The sequence below is a fragment of the Streptomyces sp. NPDC053750 genome (genome assembly GCF_044544295.1).
Taxonomy (GTDB): Bacteria; Actinomycetota; Actinomycetes; order Streptomycetales; family Streptomycetaceae; genus Streptomyces.
This window is the reverse complement of record NZ_JBITXB010000023.1, coordinates 51407-68905: the sequence shown is the minus strand read 5'-3', so window position 1 is coordinate 68905 and position 17499 is coordinate 51407. Positions and strand designations below refer to the sequence as shown.

Sequence of the window (17499 nt, the reverse complement as noted above, 5' to 3'; positions counted from 1 at the left end):
CTGCGGCGCTTCTTCGAGGATCACGTGGGCGTTGGTGCCGCTGATGCCGAAGGAGGAGACACCGGCCCGGCGCGGACGCCCGGTCTCGGGCCAGGGCCGGGCCTCGGTGAGCAGCCGGACCAGGCCCGCGTCCCAGTCCACCTGCCCGGTCGGCTCGTCGACGTGGAGCGTCCTGGGCAGCGTGCCGTGGCGCATCGCGAGGATCATCTTGATGATCGACGCCGTCCCGGCGGCCGCCTGGGTGTGCCCCAGGTTGGACTTCACCGAGCCCAGCCACAGCGGCCGGTCCTCCGGACGGCCCCGCCCGTAGGTGGCCAGCAGCGCCTGCGCCTCGATCGGATCGCCCAGTTTGGTGGCCGTACCGTGGGCGTCGACCGCGTCCACGTCCGCGGTCGTCAGACCGGCATGGGTGAGCGCCTGCCGGATGACCCGCTGCTGCGCCGGACCGTTGGGCACGGTCAGGCCGCTGGACGCACCGTCCTGGTTGAGCGCCGAGCCCCGGACGACGGCCAGGATCCGCCGGCCGTTGCGCCGGGCGTCGGACAGCCGCTCCAGCATGATCATGGCGCTGCCCTCGCCCCAGCCCGTGCCGTCCGCCGCTGACGCGAAGGACTTGCAGCGACCGTCGGGGGCGAGTCCGCGCTGCTTGGTGAAGTACTGGAAGGTCTCCGGCGAGGCCATCACCGTCACCCCGCCGGCCAGGGCGAGGGAGCACTCGCCCGTGCGCAGCGCCTGCGCCGCCAGGTGCAGGGCGACCAGTGACGACGAGCAGGCCGTGTCCACGGTGACGGCCGGGCCCTCCAGGCCCAGGGTGAAGGCGACCCGGCCGCTGATCAGGCTGCCGCCGGTGCTGGCGCCCTCGTACTCGTGGTACATCAGCCCCGCGAACACGCCCGTGTCGCTGCCCTTGAGCGACAGCGGATCGATGCGGGCGTTCTCGATCGTCTCCCACGCCGTCTCCAGCAGCAGCCGCTGCTGGGGATCCATCTCCAGCGCCTCACGCGGTGAGATGCCGAACAGTTCGGCGTCGAAGTCCGCCGCGTCGTGCAGGAACGCGCCGTGGCGCGTGATGCTCCTGCCGGGCGCGCCGTGCTCCGGGTCGTAGAGGCGGTCGACGTCCCACCCCCGGTCCGTGGGGAAGGGGGTGACGCCGTCGCGTTCCTCCAGCAGCAGCCGCCACAGGTCGTCGGGCGTCTCGACGCCCCCGGCGAACCGGCAGGCCATGCCCACCACGGCGACGGGCTCGGCCGTGGCCTGCGTCAGCCGTTCGTTCTCCTGCCGCAGCCGCTCGTTGTCCATCAGGGACGCGCGCAGCGCCTCGACGATCTCGTCGGTGTTCATGACTGTTCCCCGCCTCCGCCTCAGTCGGACTTCCTGGCCGCGAGGGCCGTACGGACCAGATCGCTGATGTCCATCTCCGCGATCGAGCTCTGCGCGACGCCCGGGGAAGCCTCCGCGGCGGCCGGCTCGGCCTGCGGCGGTGCGAGTTCCTCGAGGAGATACCGCGCCAGCACGTCGGGGCTCGGGTAGTCGAACATCATCGTCGCCGGAAGCCTGAGCCCGGTCTCGGCACCCAGCAGGTTGCGCAACTCGATCGCGGCCAGGGAGTCCAGGCCCAGTTCGGTGAAGCCGCGGCTCATGTCGATCGCGTTCGGGTCGTCGTGGCGCACCGCCGCGACCTGGTGACGGACGACGTCCAGCACGATCCGCAGCTGCTCGTCCTCGGGGCGGCCGGCAAGCCGTTCCTCCAGGCTCTGCTCCACCGCGACCGGTGCCGCATCGCCCGTCGGTGCGGCCGATGCCGCCGCCCGGACCGGTGCCCGGCCGGGCACCACCAGCTCCCGCAGCGGCGCCGGGATCCGCTCCGCCGCGGCGAGCGCCGCGCCGTCGATCCGCAGCGGCACCAGCACCGTCTCGCCGGTGCCCAGCGCCGCGTCGAACAGGGCCAGCCCCTCCCGCGCGGTGATCGCCGGTGTGCCGAGACGGCGCTGCCGCTCGAACACGGTGGGATCCAGGGCGGCTCCCATGCCGTCGCCCTCCCACAGGTGCCAGGCGAGTGAGGTGGCGGTGAGGCCGGTGGCGCGGCGGTGGTGGGCGAGGGCGTCGAGGAAGGTGTTGGCGGCGGCGTAGTTGGCCTGTCCGCCGTTGTCCAGGAACCCGGTCGTCGAGGAGAAGAGGACGAACGCGGTGAGGTCCAGGCCGAGTTCGATGCTGAGTTCGTGGAGGTGCCAGGCGGCGTCGGCCTTGGGGCGCAGGACGGTGTCGAGGCGGTCGGGGGTGAGGGAGGCGATGAGTGCGTCGTCGATGATGCCGGCGGCGTGGACGATGCCGCGCAGGGGGTGGGTGTCGGGGACGGTGGTGAGGAGGGTGGTGAGGGCGTTGCGGTCGGCGGCGTCGCAGGCGGCGAGGGTGACGGTGGCGCCGGCGGCGGTGAGTTCGTCGCGCAGGGTGGTGGCGCCGGGGGCGTCGGGTCCGCGTCGGCTGGTGAGCAGGAGGTGGCGTACGCCGTGTTCGGTGACGAGGTGGCGGGCGACCAGGGCGCCCAGGCCACCGGTGCCACCGGTGACCAGCACCGTCGACTCCGCGTCCCACGGGCCGGTGCCGGTGCCGGTGGGAGCCTTCGTCAGGCGCATGACCCGCGACTGACCGGCCCGCAGGGCGAGTTCCGGCTCACCGGAAGCGGCCGCCGCGGGCAGCGCCCGCGCTGACTGGGCCGTGGCGTCCAGGTCCACCAGGACGATCCGGCCCGGGTTCTCCGACTGCGCCGCCCGCACCAGGCCCCACACCGGGGCCTGCGCCACATCGGGGGACTCCTCGTCCGTCACGGCCACCGCGCCACGGGTGGCGACGATCAGCCGTGAGGCGGCGAACCGCTCGTCCGCCAGCCACCGCTGCAGTGCGGCCAGCACCGTGTGGACCGTCGTGCGCGCCCCGACCGCTCCGGACCCGCCGGTTTCCACGGGCAGCAGCACCAGCTCGGGGACATCACCCGCCGCGTCCCCCACCGTCTCCAGCACCGGCAGCGGGTCGTCGGACGGTCCGAGCACCGGGCCGGGCACCCAGGAGAAGCGGTGCAGACCGTCGGCGGACCGCTCGCCCGCCGTACCGAGCTGTTCGGCGGAGACCGGGCGGGACACCAGCTGCTCCACCGTGGCCACCGGCCGGCCGGCCGCGTCGGCCACCCGCAGGGTGGTGACCTCCTCGCCGCGCACCCGGCGCAGCAGGACCCGCAGCGAGGTGGCACCGGCCGCGTGGACGCTCACGCCGCTCCACACGAACGGCAGTTGCGTCGTCCCGGCCTCGTCCTCGTCGAGCAGATCCACATGGCTCGCCGCGTCGAGCAGGGCGGGGTGGAGGGTGAAGCGGGCGGCGTCGGTGTGGGCGTGGTCGGGGAGGGTGACCTCGGCGTAGACGTCCTCGCCGGAGCGCCAGGCGGCCGTGAGGCCCTGGAAGACGGGGCCGTAGGTGTAGCCGCGGGCGAGGAGCCGGTCGTAGGTACCGTCGAGTCCGATCGGCTCGGCACCGGCCGGCGGCCACTGGGCGAGATCGAAGCCGGGCTCGACACGCTGTGCGGTCACGGTGCCGGTGGCGTGGCGGGTCCAGTCGCCGTCGGAGTTCTCGGGTCGGGTGTGGATGCCGACGGGTCGGCTTCCGGTGGTGTCGGCGGGGCCGACGGTGACCTGGAGGGCGAGGGCGGTGCCGTCGGCGGGGAGGGTGAGGGGGGCCTGGAGGGTGAGCTCCTCGAGGTGGGAGGCGCCTGCTTCGTCGCCGGCGCGGATGGCGAGTTCGACGAGTCCGGTGCCGGGCAGCAGGGTGGTGCCCAGGACGGTGTGGTCGGCGATCCAGGCGTGCGTCGCCGTCGACAGCCGGCCCGTGAGGACCGCACCGCCGCCGTCGGGCAGCGTGATCACCGAACTGAGCAGCGGGTGCCCCGCGGCCACCTGCCCATGGCCGGTGGCATCCGCGGCCACGGCCGGGGTCGCGGGGGTGTCGAGCCAGAACTCCCGCTTCTCGAAGGCGTAGGTGGGCAGGTCGACGCGGCGGGCGCCGGTGCCGGCGTAGTAGGCGGTCCAGTCGACGGGGGTGCCGGTGGTGTGCAGGTGGGCGAGGGCGGTGACGACCTCGGTGGCTTCCGGACGGTCGCGGCGCAGGGTGGGGACGAAGACGGCGCCCTCGTTGGTCTGGCGGCCCATCGCGGTCAGGACCGCGTCCGGGCCGAGTTCGAGGTACGTGGTGACGCCGGAGTCGGCCAGGGTCCGTACGGCGTCGGCGAAGCGGACGGCCTCGCGGACGTGGCGGACCCAGTAGCCGGCGTCGGCCAGCTCTGCCGCGCCGACCACGGAACCGGTGAGGGTGGAGACGATGGGGCTCTGGGGTTCGCCGTAGGTCAGGCCTTCCGCGACCGTGCGGAAGTCGGTGAGCATGGGCTCCATCAGCGGGGAGTGGAAGGCGTGGGAGACCTTCAGCCGGCTCGTGCGCCGGCCCAGGTCCGCGAAGTGCGCCTTGACCCGCTCCACCTCGTCCTCGGCGCCGGAAACCACCACGGCGGTGGGACCGTTGACGGCCGCGACACCGACCGCATCCGACAGCAGGGGTACGACCTCGTCCTCGGTCGCTTCCACGGCGGCCATCGCCCCACCGGAGGGCAGGGCCTGCATCAACCGGCCCCGCGCCGCGACCAGCCGGGCCGCATCCTCCAGCGACAGCACACCCGCCACATGCGCGGCGGCGAACTCCCCGATCGAGTGCCCGGCCAGGTAGTCGGGCCGCACCCCCCACGACTCCACCAGCCGGAACAGCGCAACCTCGACGGCGAACAGCGCAGGCTGAGTGAACTCCGTGCGGTTCAGCCGCTCCGCGTCCTCGCCCCACACCACGTCCCGCAGCGGCACGTCCAGCGCGGCCAGCACGTCCAGGACCGCGTCGAAGGCCCCCGCGAACACCGGGAACGCCTCGTACAGCTCCCGGCCCATCCCCAGCCGCTGCGCCCCCTGACCCGTGAACAGGAACGCCGTCAGACCTTCGTCGTGGGGCGTGCCCGTGAGGGTCGTCGGGGAGGTGCGGCCCTCCGCCAGTGCGGTCAGGCTCCGCAGGGCGGTCGGGTGATCGGTGGCCACGACCGCCGCGCGGTGTTCGAGCGCCGCGCGTGAGGTGGCCAGGGAGTGGGCGACGTCGACCAGGTCGAGCCGGGGATCGGCGTCGAGCAGCGCCTTCAGCCGTTCGGCCTGCGCAGGCAGGCTTCGGGCGGTGCGGGCCGACAGCAGCAGCGCCGCGGGCCGGCCGTCCGCCGCGGGCGTCGCGGGCGCGGTGGCCGGCGGCTCGTCGGGGGAGGGGGCGGCCTGCTCCAGGATGACGTGGGCGTTGGTGCCGCTGAGCCCGAAGGAGGAGACAGCGGCTCGGCGCGGGCGCCCGGTCTCGGGCCAGTCCCGGGCCTCGTCCAACAGCCGGACGTTCCCGGCCGTCCAGTCCACCTGGGGCGACGGCTCGTCCACGTGCAGGGTCTTCGGCATGAGGCCCTCTCGCAGGGCCATCACTGTCTTGATCACGCCGCTGACGCCGGAGGCCGCCTGGGCGTGCCCGATGTTCGACTTGATGGAGCCGAGCCACAGCGGCCGGTCCTCGGGGCGGTCCTGGCCGTAGGTGGCCAGCAGCGCCTGCGCCTCGATCGGGTCGCCCAGCGTCGTCCCCGTACCGTGCCCCTCGACGAGGTCCACGTCGGCCGGGGAGAGCCCGGCGACCGCCAGGGCGCGCTGGATGACCCGCTGCTGGGAGGGGCCGTTGGGCGCCGTCAGGCCGTTGCTGGCACCGTCCTGGTTGATCGCCGAACCCTTGATGACGGCCAGGACGGGGTGGCCCTTGGCCCGGGCCTCGGACAGCCGTTCCACGAGCAGCAGGCCCACGCCTTCGGACCAGCCGGTGCCGTCGGCCGCCCCGGCGAACGCCTTGCAGCGACCGTCGGGGGCGAGGCCCCGCTGCTGGCTGAAGTCGACGAAGATGTCCGGCGTCGGCATCACGGTGACACCGCCCGCCAGCGCCATCGTGACCTCGCCCTGGCGCAGTGCCTGCACGGCCATGTGCAGGGCGACCAACGAGGACGAGCAGGCGGTGTCGACGGTGACCGCCGGTCCCTCCAGGCCCAGGGTGTAGGCCACGCGGCCGGAGGCGATGCTGCCGGCGCTGCCGTTGCCGAGGTAGGGCGACAGGTCGTCCGGCACGGCACCGTCGGGCCGGGTGCCGTAGTCGTGGTACATCACGCCGACGTACACGCCGGTCTGGGTGCCGCGCAGCGACGTCGGGTCGATGCCGGCCCGCTCGATCGCCTCCCACGAACCCTCCAGCAGCAGCCGCTGCTGCGGGTCCATGGCCAGCGCCTCGCGCGGCATGATGCCGAAGAACTCCGGGTCGAACTCGGCGGCGTCGTGCAGGAATCCGCCCTCGACCGTGTACGTCCTGCCGGGGGTGCCGGGCTCCGGGTCGTACAGGCCCGTGGCGTCCCAGCCGCGGTCGGTGGGGAAGCCGGACACCGCGTCACGACCCTCGGCGACCAGCTTCCACAGGTCCTCGGCGGAGCGGACCCCGCCGGGGAAGCGGCAGCTGATGCCGACGATGGCGATCGGGTCGTCGTCGACGGCGGTCCTCGCCGGCGTGGGCGGCGTCGGCGCGGTCGCCGGGGCGGCACCGCCGGACTTCTCCTTGATGAGCGCCGCCACGGCACGGCAGTTGGGGTGGTCGAAGACGAGCGTGGCCGGCAGCTTCAGGCCCGTGGCCGCGTTGAGCGCGTTGCGCAGCTCCACCGCGGCGAGCGAGTCGAAGCCCAGCTCCTTGAACGCCCGGTCCGCGCCCACGGACTCGATGCCGCTGTGACCGAGCACGGCCGCCACCTCGTGGCGGACCAGGTCGAGCACCGCCCGGTCGCGCTCGGCCCCCGACAGTCCGGCCAGCCGCTGCTCCAGCGCACCGGCGCCCGCGGCGGAACCGGCGGCCGACCGGTCGGCCGTACGGCGGACCGGACCCCGCACCAGGCCCCGCAGCAGCGCGGGCGGCTCGTCGGTACGGGAGCGCAGCGCGGCCCGGTCGACGCGGACCGCCGTCACCTGGGAGGCGCCGGTGGCCAGCGCCGCGTCGAAGAGGGCGAGGCCTTCGGCGACCCCGAGCGCCGGCATGCCGAGCCGGCGCATCCGGTCCAGGTCGGAGTCGGCGATCCGGCCGAGGCCGGTGTCCACCGCCCACATGCCGAACGCGGGCGCCGTCGCGGGCAGGCCGGCGGCGCGGCGGTGGTGGGCGAGGGCGTCGAGGAAGGTGTTGGCGGCGGCGTAGTTGGCCTGCCCCGCCGCCAGGACCTGGCCACCCGCGGAGGAGAACAGGACGAACGCGGTGAGGTCCAGACCGAGTTCGACACTGAGTTCGTGCAGGTGCCAGGCGGCGTCGGCCTTGGGGCGCAGCACGGTGTCGAGTTGCTCGGGCGTCAGCGTCCCCACGAGTCCGCTGTCGATGATGCCGGCGGCGTGGACGATGCCGCGCAGGGGGTGGGTGTCGGGGATGGCGTCGAGGAGGGTGGTGAGGGCGTTGCGGTCGGCGGCGTCGCAGGCGGCGAGGGTGACGGTGGCGCCCGCGGCGGTGAGTTCGTCGCGCAGGGTGGTGGCGCCGGGGGCGTCGGGTCCTCGTCGGCTGGTGAGCAGGAGGTGGCGTACGCCGTGTTCGGTGACGAGGTGGCGGGCGACCAGGGCGCCCAGGCCACCGGTGCCACCGGTGATCAGCACCGTCGACTCCGCGTCCCACGGGCCGGTGCCGGCAGCGGTGCCGGTGGTGGCACGGACGAGGCGCGGCACCGCGAAGTGGCCGCCGTGCACGGCCGCCTCGGGCTCGCCGGAAGCGGCGGCCACGGCCAGCGCGGCCAGCGAGGTGGGCGCCCCGTCGGTGTCCAGCAGCGCGAAGCGACCGGGGTTCTCCGCCTCCGCGGCACGCACCAGGCCCCATACGGGAGCCTGTGCCAGGTCGAGGGTGTCCTGCGGACGGGCGGCCACCGCGAAGCGGGTGACGAAGACGAGCCGGGACCCGCCGAACCGGTCGTCGGCCAGCCAGGTCCGCACCGCCTCCAGGACCGGGAGGGCGACCTCCCGGACGGCCTGCGGAGCCGGGCTTGCGACGGCCGGAGCGACCGGGTACAGCACCACGTCGGGCATCGGCTGCCCGGCCTCGACCGCCGCGGCCAGCGCGGCGAGATCCGCGAACTCCGGTACGTCGACCTCGAGTTCCGCCGGTCCGGTGAGCCGGGCGACGGTACCGCCGGCGGCCTCGGGCAACGGCAGGCTCTGCCAGTCCACGCGGAACAGCGCATCGTGTGCGCCGCCGGAGGTCTCCAGCTGTTCGGCGGAGACCGGGCGGGACACCAGCTGTTCCACCGTGGCCACCGGCCGGCCGGCCGCGTCGGCCACCCACATCGCCGAGAGCTCGTCGCCGCGCACCCGGCGCAGCAGGACCCGCAGCGAGGTGGCACCGGCCGCGTGGACGCTCACGCCGTTCCACGAGAACGGCAGCAGGGTGTCGCCGTTCGCCTCGCCCTGCGCGTCGAGCAGGTCCGCGTGCATCGCCGCGTCGAGCAGGGCGGGGTGGAGGGTGAAGCGGGCGGCGTCGGTGTGGGCGTGGTCGGGGAGGGCGACCTCGGCGTAGACGTCCTCGCCGGAGCGCCAGGCGGCCGTGAGGCCCTGGAAGACGGGGCCGTAGGTGTAGCCGCGGGCGAGGAGCCGGTCGTAGGCACCGTCGGTGGGGATGGGGGTGGCGCCGGGCGGGGGCCACTGGGTGAGGTCGAAGGCGGGTGCCGGGGGAGAGGCGGTGAGGTGACCGGTGGCGTGGCGGGTCCAGTCGCCGTCGGAGTTCTCGGGTCGGGTGTGGATGCCGACGGGTCGGCTTCCGGTGGTGTCGGCGGGGCCGACGGTGACCTGGAGGGCGAGGGCGGTGCCGTCGGCGGGGAGGGTGAGGGGGGCCTGGAGGGTGAGCTCCTCGAGGTGGGGGGCGCCTGCTTCGTCGCCGGCGCGGATGGCGAGTTCGACGAGTCCGGTGCCGGGCAGCAGGGTGGTGCCCAGGACGGTGTGGTCGGCGATCCAGGCGTGCGTCGCCGTCGACAGCCGGCCCGTGACCACGATCGCGTCGGACTCCGGGGAGGCCACCACGGCACTGAGGACGGGGTGGTCCACCGGCGTCAGTCCGGCGGAGCCCACGTCGCCGGCCGGGCCGGTCGGGTGCAGCCAGTAGTGCTCGTGCTGGAAGGCGTAGGTGGGCAGGTCGACGTGGGTGGTCGGTCGGTCGCCGTAGTAGGCGGTCCAGTCGACGGGGGTGCCGGTGGTGTGCAGGTGGGCGAGGGCGGTGACGACCTCGGTGACCTCGCTGCGTTCCCGGCGCAGTGAGGACACGAACGTGGCGTCCTCGTTGGTCTGGCGGCCCATCGCGGTCAGGACCGCGTCCGGGCCGAGTTCCAGGAACCGGCTCACGCCTTCCGCCGTCAGCGACTGCACGGCGTCGGCGAAGCGGACGGCCTCACGGACGTGGCGGACCCAGTAGCCGGCGTCGGCGAGTTCCGTCGCGCCGACCACGGAACCGGTGAGGGTGGAGACGATGGGGATCTGGGGTTCGCCGTAGGTCAGGCCTTCCGCGACCGTGCGGAAGTCGGTGAGCATGGGCTCCATCAGCGGGGAGTGGAAGGCGTGGGAGACCTTCAGCCGGCTCGTGCGCCGACCCAGGTCCGCGAAGTGCGCCTTGATCCGCTCCACCTCGTCCTGCGTGCCGGAGACGACGACGGCGGTGGGGCCGTTGACGGCCGCGACACCGACCGTGTCCGACAGCAGGGGTACGACCTCGTCCTCGGTCGCTTCCACGGCGGCCATCGCCCCACCGGAGGGCAGGGCCTGCATCAGCCGGCCCCGGGCCGCGACCAGCCGGGCCGCATCCTCAAGCGACAGCACACCCGCGACATGGGCGGCGGCGAACTCGCCGATGGAGTGTCCGGCCAGGTAGTCGGGCCGTACACCCCACGACTCGACCAGTCGGTACAGGGCGACCTCGACGGCGAACAGGGCGGGCTGCGTGAACTCCGTGCGGTTCAACCGCTCCGCATCCTCACCCCACACCACCTCCCGCAACGGCACGTCCAGCCCGGCCAGCACCTCCAGCACCGCGTCGAAGGCCTCCGCGAACACCGGGAACGCCTCGTACAGCTCCCGGCCCATCCCCAGCCGCTGCGCCCCCTGACCCGTGAACAGGAACGCCGACTTGCCGCGGGTGGCCTCGGTGATGCCGACGCCGTCGGCGATGGAGTCCAGGGCCCGCGCCAGGGCGGTGCGGTCGGTACCGAGCGCCACCGCTCGGTGCTCCAGCGTCGCGCGGGAGGTGACGAGTGCCAGGCCCGCGGCGGAGAGCTCACCGTCGGTCGCGGTGTCCAGGAAGGCCCGGAGCCGCGTCGCCTGGGCGCGGACGGCCGCGGGGGTCTTGCCGGAGACCGGCCAGGAGAGCACCGGGGCCTCGGCGGACGCCGCCGGTGACGGTTCCCTCACCGGAGCCTGTTCGATGATGACGTGGGCGTTGGTGCCGCTGATGCCGAAGGAGGAGACACCGGCCCGGCGCGGACGACCGCTCTCCGGCCACGGCCGGGGCTCGGTGAGCAGCTCGACCGCGCCCGCCTCCCAGTCGACCTGGGGCGAGGGCTCGTCCACATGGAGCGTGCGCGGCAGAACACCGTGCCGGATCGCCATGACGCTCTTGATGATTCCGGCGACACCCGCGGCGGCCTGGGTGTGCCCCATGTTCGACTTGATGGAGCCGAGCCACAGCGGCCGGTCCTCGGGGCGGTCCTGGCCGTAGGTGGCCAGCAGCGCCTGCGCCTCGATCGGGTCACCCAGCGTCGTCCCCGTACCGTGCGCCTCCACCGCGTCGACGTCATCGGTGGTCAGGCCCGCCGAGGCCAGCGCCTGCTCGATCACCCGCTGCTGGGAGGGGCCGTTGGGCGCGGTCAGGCCGTTGCTGGCGCCGTCCTGGTTCACCGCCGAGCCCTTGACCACCGCGAGCACCCGGTGGCCGTGGGCGCGTGCGTCGGACAGCCGCTCCAGGACGAGCATGCCGACGCCCTCGGACCAGCCCGTGCCGTCGGCCGCCGCGGCGAAGGACTTGCAGCGCCCGTCGGAGGACAGGCCGCGCTGCCGGTTCATGTCGATGAAGGTGTCCGGCGTCGACATCACGGTCACGCCGCCCGCCAGCGCCAGCGAGCACTCGCCGGCCCGCAGGGCCTGTGCCGCCCAGTGGAGGGCGACCAGCGACGAGGAGCAGGCGGTGTCGACGGTGACGGCCGGGCCCTCCAGGCCGAGGGCGTAGGCCACCCGGCCCGAGACCACACTGGCGAGGCTGCCGTTGCCCAGGTAACCCGCGTGTTCCTCGGCGACCCGGCCGCCGAGCCTGGTGCCCCAGTCGTGGTACATCACGCCGGCGAAGACACCCGTGCCGGTGCCCCGGACCGACAGCGGATCGATACCGGCCCGCTCGAAGGCCTCCCAGGACACCTCGAGCAGCAGCCGCTGCTGCGGGTCCATGGCCTGGGCCTCACGGGGGCTGATGCCGAAGAACTCCGGGTCGAACGCGGCCGCGTCGTAGAGGAAACCGCCCTCCCGGGTGGAGGACCTGCCCGAGACGCCCGGCTCCGGGTCGTACAGGCCGTCGACGTCCCAGCCGCGGTCGGTGGGGAAGCCGGACACCGCGTCGCGGCCCTCGGCGACCAGAGTCCACAGGTCCTCGGGCGAGGACACCGCACCCGGGTAGCGGCAGCTCATGCCCACGATGACGATCGGGTCGTCCTCGTCCTCGCCGTTGGTGACGGTGGCCGGCGCGCTCCGGGGCGCGGCCTGCTCCTCCTGCCGGGGGGCCAGCTTGTCCGCGATGTGCTCGGCCAGGACCTGCGGGGTCGGGTAGTCGAAGACCAGCGTGGCGGTCAGCCGCAGTCCGGTCGCCGCGTTGAGGGCGTTGCGCAACTCGACCGCGGCGAGCGAGTCGAAGCCGCTCTCGCTGAAGGCGCGGTCCGGGTCGACCGCGTCCGCGCCGTCGTGCCCGAGCACCGCCGCCACATGGACACGGACCAGGTCGAGCAGCGCCTCGGTCCGGTCGGCTCCGGACAGCCCGGCCAGCCGGTCGGCGAGCGAGTCGGCGACGGAGACCGCCGCGCCCGCCGCGGGCGCCGTTCCCGCCGTACGCCGGGACACGCGGTGCGGGACCAGGGCACGCAGGACGGCGGGGACGCCGTCGGCGCGGTCCCGCAGCGCGTTGCCGTCGATCCGGACCGGGACGAGGGCCGGGGCGTCGCCGCGCAGCGCACTGTCCAGCAGCGCGAGGTTGTCCTCGGCCGACAGCGGTTCGAGGCCCAGCTTCGCGATGCGCTGGAGCGCTGCGGCATCCAGGGCCGCGCCCATGCCGACGTCACCGGTCCACAGGCCCCAGGCGAGTGAGGTGGCGGTGAGGCCGGTGGCGCGGCGGTGGTGGGCGAGGGCGTCGAGGAAGGTGTTGGCGGCGGCGTAGTTGGCCTGCCCGCCGTTGTCCAGGAACCCGGCGGTCGAGGAGAAGAGGACGAACGCGGTGAGGTCCAGGCCGAGTTCGATGCTGAGTTCGTGGAGGTGCCAGGCGGCGTCGGCCTTGGGGCGCAGGACGGTGTCGAGGCGGTCGGGGGTGAGGGAGGCGATGAGTGCGTCGTCGATGATGCCGGCGGCGTGGACGATGCCGCGCAGGGGGTGGGTGTCGGGGACGGTGGTGAGGAGGGTGGTGAGGGCGTCGCGGTCGGCGGCGTCGCAGGCGGCGAGGGTGACGGTGGCGCCGGCGGCGGTGAGTTCGTCGCGCAGGGTGGTGGCGCCGGGGGCGTCGGGTCCTCGTCGGCTGGTGAGCAGGAGGTGGCGTACGCCGTGTTCGGTGACGAGGTGGCGGGCGACCAGGGCGCCCAGGCCACCGGTGCCACCGGTGATCAGCACCGTCGACTCCGCGTCCCACGGCGTGGGCGCGTCCTCGTCCGGGGCGGTGGTCCTGGCGAGGCGCGGAACGCGTATCTCCCCGCCGCGCAGGGCCAGTTCGGGCTCGTCCGTGGCCAGGGCCGAGGACAGCAGCCGGTCGTCGGGACCGAGCTCCGTGTCGGTGTCGACCAGGACGATCCGGCCCGGGTTCTCCGCCTGCGCCGCCCGCACCAGCCCCCATACGGGAGCGAGCCCGAGGTCGGCGGTGTCGCCCGCCGTCGCGGCGACCGCGCCCCGGGTGAGGACGGCGAGCCGGGAGCCGGCCGCGGCTTCGTCGCCCAGCCATGTCTGAAGGAACGACAGGGCCCGGCCCGTGTTGACGCGCACCGCGTCGAGGACGTCGCCGTCGGCGGCGTCCAGACGCAGTACGGTCCAGCCGTCCGTGCCACCGGTGGTGGCCGGGGCCGTGACCGAGGACCACTCCACCCGCAGGGGGGCGGCGCCGCCCTGCGCGGCGCGCAACTGCCCGGGGTCGACCGGGCGCAGGACGAAGGAGTCGATCCGGGCGACCGGTGCGCCGGCCGGGTCGGCGATCGACAGGGCCACCGAGTCGGTGCCCGTCGCCGTGATCCGCACCCGGATCGCCGATGCGCCGGAGGAGTACAGCGACACCCCGGTCCATGCGAACGGCAGCCGCGTGCCCTCCGGGAGCGGGTCGGGCGAGGCGAAGTCCGTGGCGTGCAGCGCGGCGTCGAGCAGCGCCGGGTGCAGGCCGAAGGCGTCGGCCCGGGAGGCGGTGTCGCCGTCCAGGGCGACCTCGGCGTACACCTCGCCGCCGTGCCGCCACACCGTCTTCAGGCCGTGGAAGGCGGGGCCGTAGCCGTAGCCGTTCGCCGCCATGTCGGGGTACAGCGAGTCGATGTCGACCGGTTCGGCACCGGCCGGCGGCCACGGGGCCGCGGCGAAGGACGCGGTGTCCGCCGGCGCGGCGGACGGGGCCAGCAGGCCCGTCGCGTGCCGGGTCCACGGGTCGCCGTCCGCGTCGTCCTCGGGACGGGAGAAGAAGTCGACCGTGCGCCGGCCCTCGGCGTCCGGGGCGCCCACGACCACCTGCAGCACGACACCGCCGACCGCCGGGAGGACCAGCGGGGCCTGGAGGGTCAGCTCCTCGACGGTCTCGCACCCCACCTCGTCGCCCGCGCGGACCGCGAGCTCCACGAAGGCGGTGCCGGGCAGCAGCGGGACGCCGGCGATGACGTGGTCGGCCAGCCACGGGTGGGAACGCAGCGAAATGCGTCCGGTCAGCACCACGCCGCCGGTGCCGCCGTCGTCCGCGGCCAGCTTCACGACCGAGCCGAGCAGGGGGTGGCCGGCCGCGATCTGACCGAGGCCGGCCGGGTCACCGCCCGAGTCCGGGGCGCTCAGCCAGTAGCGGCGGCGCTGGAAGGCGTAGGTGGGCAGCGGGATCCGCCGCGCGTCGAGGCCCTCGTAGCAGGCCGCCCAGTCGACGTCCGTGCCACCGGTGTGCAGCAGGGCCAGGGCGGAGAGCAGTTCGCGCTGCTCGTCCCGGTCGCGGCGCAGCGCAGGGACGAAGGTGGCGCCGGAGTCGGTGACGCACTCCTGGCCCATCGCCGACAGCACCGCGTCCGGACCCAGTTCGAGGTATCCGGTGACCCCGGCGTCCTCCAGGAAGCGGATGCCGTCGGCGAAGCGGACTGCCTCGCGGACGTGCTCGACCCAGTAGTCGGGTGAGCAGAGCTGCTCCGCGGTGGCCAGTCGCCCCGTCACGTTGGAGACGACCGGGATGTGCGGGGCCCGGTAGGTCATGACCCGGGCGACCCGGCGGAACTCGGCGAGCATCGGTTCCATCAGCGGGGAGTGGAACGCGTGACTGACCCTGAGCCGCTTGGTCTTGTGGCCCCGCTCGTCGAAGTGCGCCTTGACGGCCAGTACGGCGTCCTCGTCGCCGGAGACGACGACGGAGGTGGGGCCGTTGATCGCGGCGATGCTGACCCGCTCGGTGAGCAGGGGCACCACCTCGTCCTCGGCGGCCTGCACCGCCACCATGGCACCGTCCGCGGGCAGGGCCTGCATCAGCCGGCCCCGGGCCGCGACCAGCGTCGCGGCGTCCTCCAGGTCCAGCACCCCGGCCACGTGCGCGGCGGCCAGTTCACCCACGGAGTGCCCGGCCAGGTAGTCCGGGCGGACCCCCCAGGACTCGACGAGGCGGTACAGCGCCACCTCGACGGCGAACAGCGCGCACTGCGCGTAGCGCGTCTGGTGCAGCAGTTCGGCCCGCTCGCTGCCCTCGGGGGCGAACAGCACGTCCCACAGCGAGTGGTCGAGCTGGAGGTCGAGGTGGCCGACGGCGTCCTCGAGCGCCTTGGCGAAGACCGGATAGGTCCGGCACAGTTCGCGGCCCATGGCGAGCCGCTGGCTGCCCTGTCCGGTGAAGAGGAACGCCACCCGGCCCGCGGTGTCGGCGCCACGGCCCTGCGGGTGGAGGACCAGCCCGGGTGCCGTGCTCTCCTCCACCACGGCGCGCAGGGCCCGTTCGAGGCCGCCGCGGTCGTCGGTCAGGACGACCGCGCGGTGGGGCAGCTTCGCGCGGGTGGTGGCCAGCGAGTGACCGATGTCCGCGAGTTCGGCGGCGGGCCGCTCGGCCAGGAAGCCGAGCAGGCGCTCGGCCTGGGCGCGCAGGGCCGGGGCGGTGCGGGCGGAGACGACCACCGGCAGGGTTCGCGCGGGGCCCTGGGTCCGCTCCGCGGTGACCTCGGGCTCCTCGGACGCCGGCGGTTCCTCCAGGATGACGTGGGCGTTGGTGCCGCTGATGCCGAACGCGGAGACGCCCGCCCGGCGGGGGCGGTCGCCGGGCTCCCACGCCCGGGGTTCGGTCAGCAGGCGTACGTTGCCGTCCTCCCAGCGGATGTTGGGGGAGGGCTCGTCGACGTGCAGGGTCCTGGGCAGGCGGTTGTGCCGCATCGCCATGATCATCTTGATCATGCTGGCCGCACCGCCGGCCGCCTGGGTGTGCCCGAGGTTGGTCTTCACCGAGCCGAGCCACAGCGGCTCGTCCTCCGGGCGGTCCTGGCCGTAGGTGGCGAGGACGGCCTGGGCCTCGATGGGGTCGCCCAGCCTGGTGCCGGTGCCGTGGGCGTCGACGGCGTCCACGTCCGCCGCGGTCAGTGACCCGTCGGCGAGCGCCTGCCGGATCAGACGCTGCTGCGCGATGCCGCTGGGCGCGGTCAGGCCGTTGCTGGCGCCGTCCTGGTTGACGGACGTACCGCGGACCAGCGCGCGCACGGTGTGGCCGAGCCGGCGTGCGTCGGAGAGCCGCTCGACCACGAGCAGGCCGACGCCCTCGGAGAAGCCGGTGCCGTCGGCCGCCGCCGCGAACGCCTTGACCCGGCCGTCGGGGGCCAGCCCCTGCTGGCGGCTGAAGGAGGTGAAGATGCTGGGACTGCCCATCACCGTCACGCCACCGACGAGCGCCAGCGAGCACTCGCCCCGGCGCAGCGCCTGCGCGGCCAGGTGCAGCGAGACGACGGCACCGGAGCAGGCGGTGTCCAGCGTCATCGCCGGGCCCTCCAGGCCCAGCGTGTAGGAGATGCGGCCCGAGGCGACGCTCGGCGCGGTGCCGATCATGAGGTAGCCGTCGAGCCCCTCGGGGGCCTCGCCCGCCTTGACGCCGTAGTCGTGCACCTCGGCGCCGATGAACACGCCGGTGCGGCTGCCGCGCAGGGAGTCCGGTGCGATACCGGCGTCCTCCAGTGCCTCCCAGGCGGTCTCCAGGGCGATCCGCTGCTGCGGGTCCATGGCGAGCGCCTCGCGCGGGCTGATGCCGAAGAAGTCGGCGTCGAACTGCGCGGCGGTCTCCAGGAAGCCGCCCTTGGTCACATAGCTCTTGCGCGGTGCGGTCGGGTCCGGGTCGAAGAGGTTGTCCAGGTCCCAGTCCCGGTCCGTGGGGAAGTCGGAGAGCACGGTGCGGCCCTCGTCGACCAGCCGCCACAGGTCGTCGGCGTTCTCCACGCCACCGGGGAAGCGGCAGCCGATGCCGACGACGACGATCGGGTCGTCGTCGTCGGCCGCGTTCCTGGGAACGGGCTCGACGGTGTCCACGGTGTCCACGGCGATGTCCGTGCCGAGGAGTTCCCCGCGCAGGAAGGCGGCGAGCGCGGCCGGCGTGGGGTGGTCGAAACCGACGGTGGGCGGCAGCGCGAGCCCGGTGGCCGCGTTCACCCGGGCGTGCAGGGCGACCAGGCCGAGGGAGTCCAGCCCCTGCTCCTTGAACGGCGCGTCGGGGCGTACCGCGGCCGGCGGCTCGGGGCGGATCGCGCGCAGAACCTCGAGGGCTTCGGCGCGTACCAGGTCGAGCAGGACGCGTACCTGCTCGGTGGCCGGCAGCGGCCGCAGCCGGTCCACCAGAGCGGAGCGCGTGTCCGGCGCGTCGCCCGGCTCGTGCTGGGTGTCAGAAATGAAGCTTCCGGACCCGCTCATCTGCACACTCCACACCTAAATTTGCTGT

At 74.3% G+C, this 17499-nt stretch carries 1 protein-coding gene and 1 pseudogene; both read right to left on the bottom strand.

Features of this window, described 5'->3' with window-relative positions; translation table 11 throughout:
• Positions 1–3 precede the first annotated feature (3 nt).
• Positions 4–1365, bottom strand: a pseudogene (locus tag ACIGO6_RS36945) (type I polyketide synthase); the annotation flags it as partial.
• Positions 1362–17396 (bottom strand): SDR family NAD(P)-dependent oxidoreductase, encoded by a 16035-nt coding sequence (locus ACIGO6_RS36940; protein ID WP_399884356.1) that lies wholly within the window; start codon positions 17394–17396, stop codon positions 1362–1364. The gene ACIGO6_RS36940 and the pseudogene ACIGO6_RS36945, both read right to left, overlap by 4 nt.
• Positions 17397–17499 lie beyond the last annotated feature (103 nt).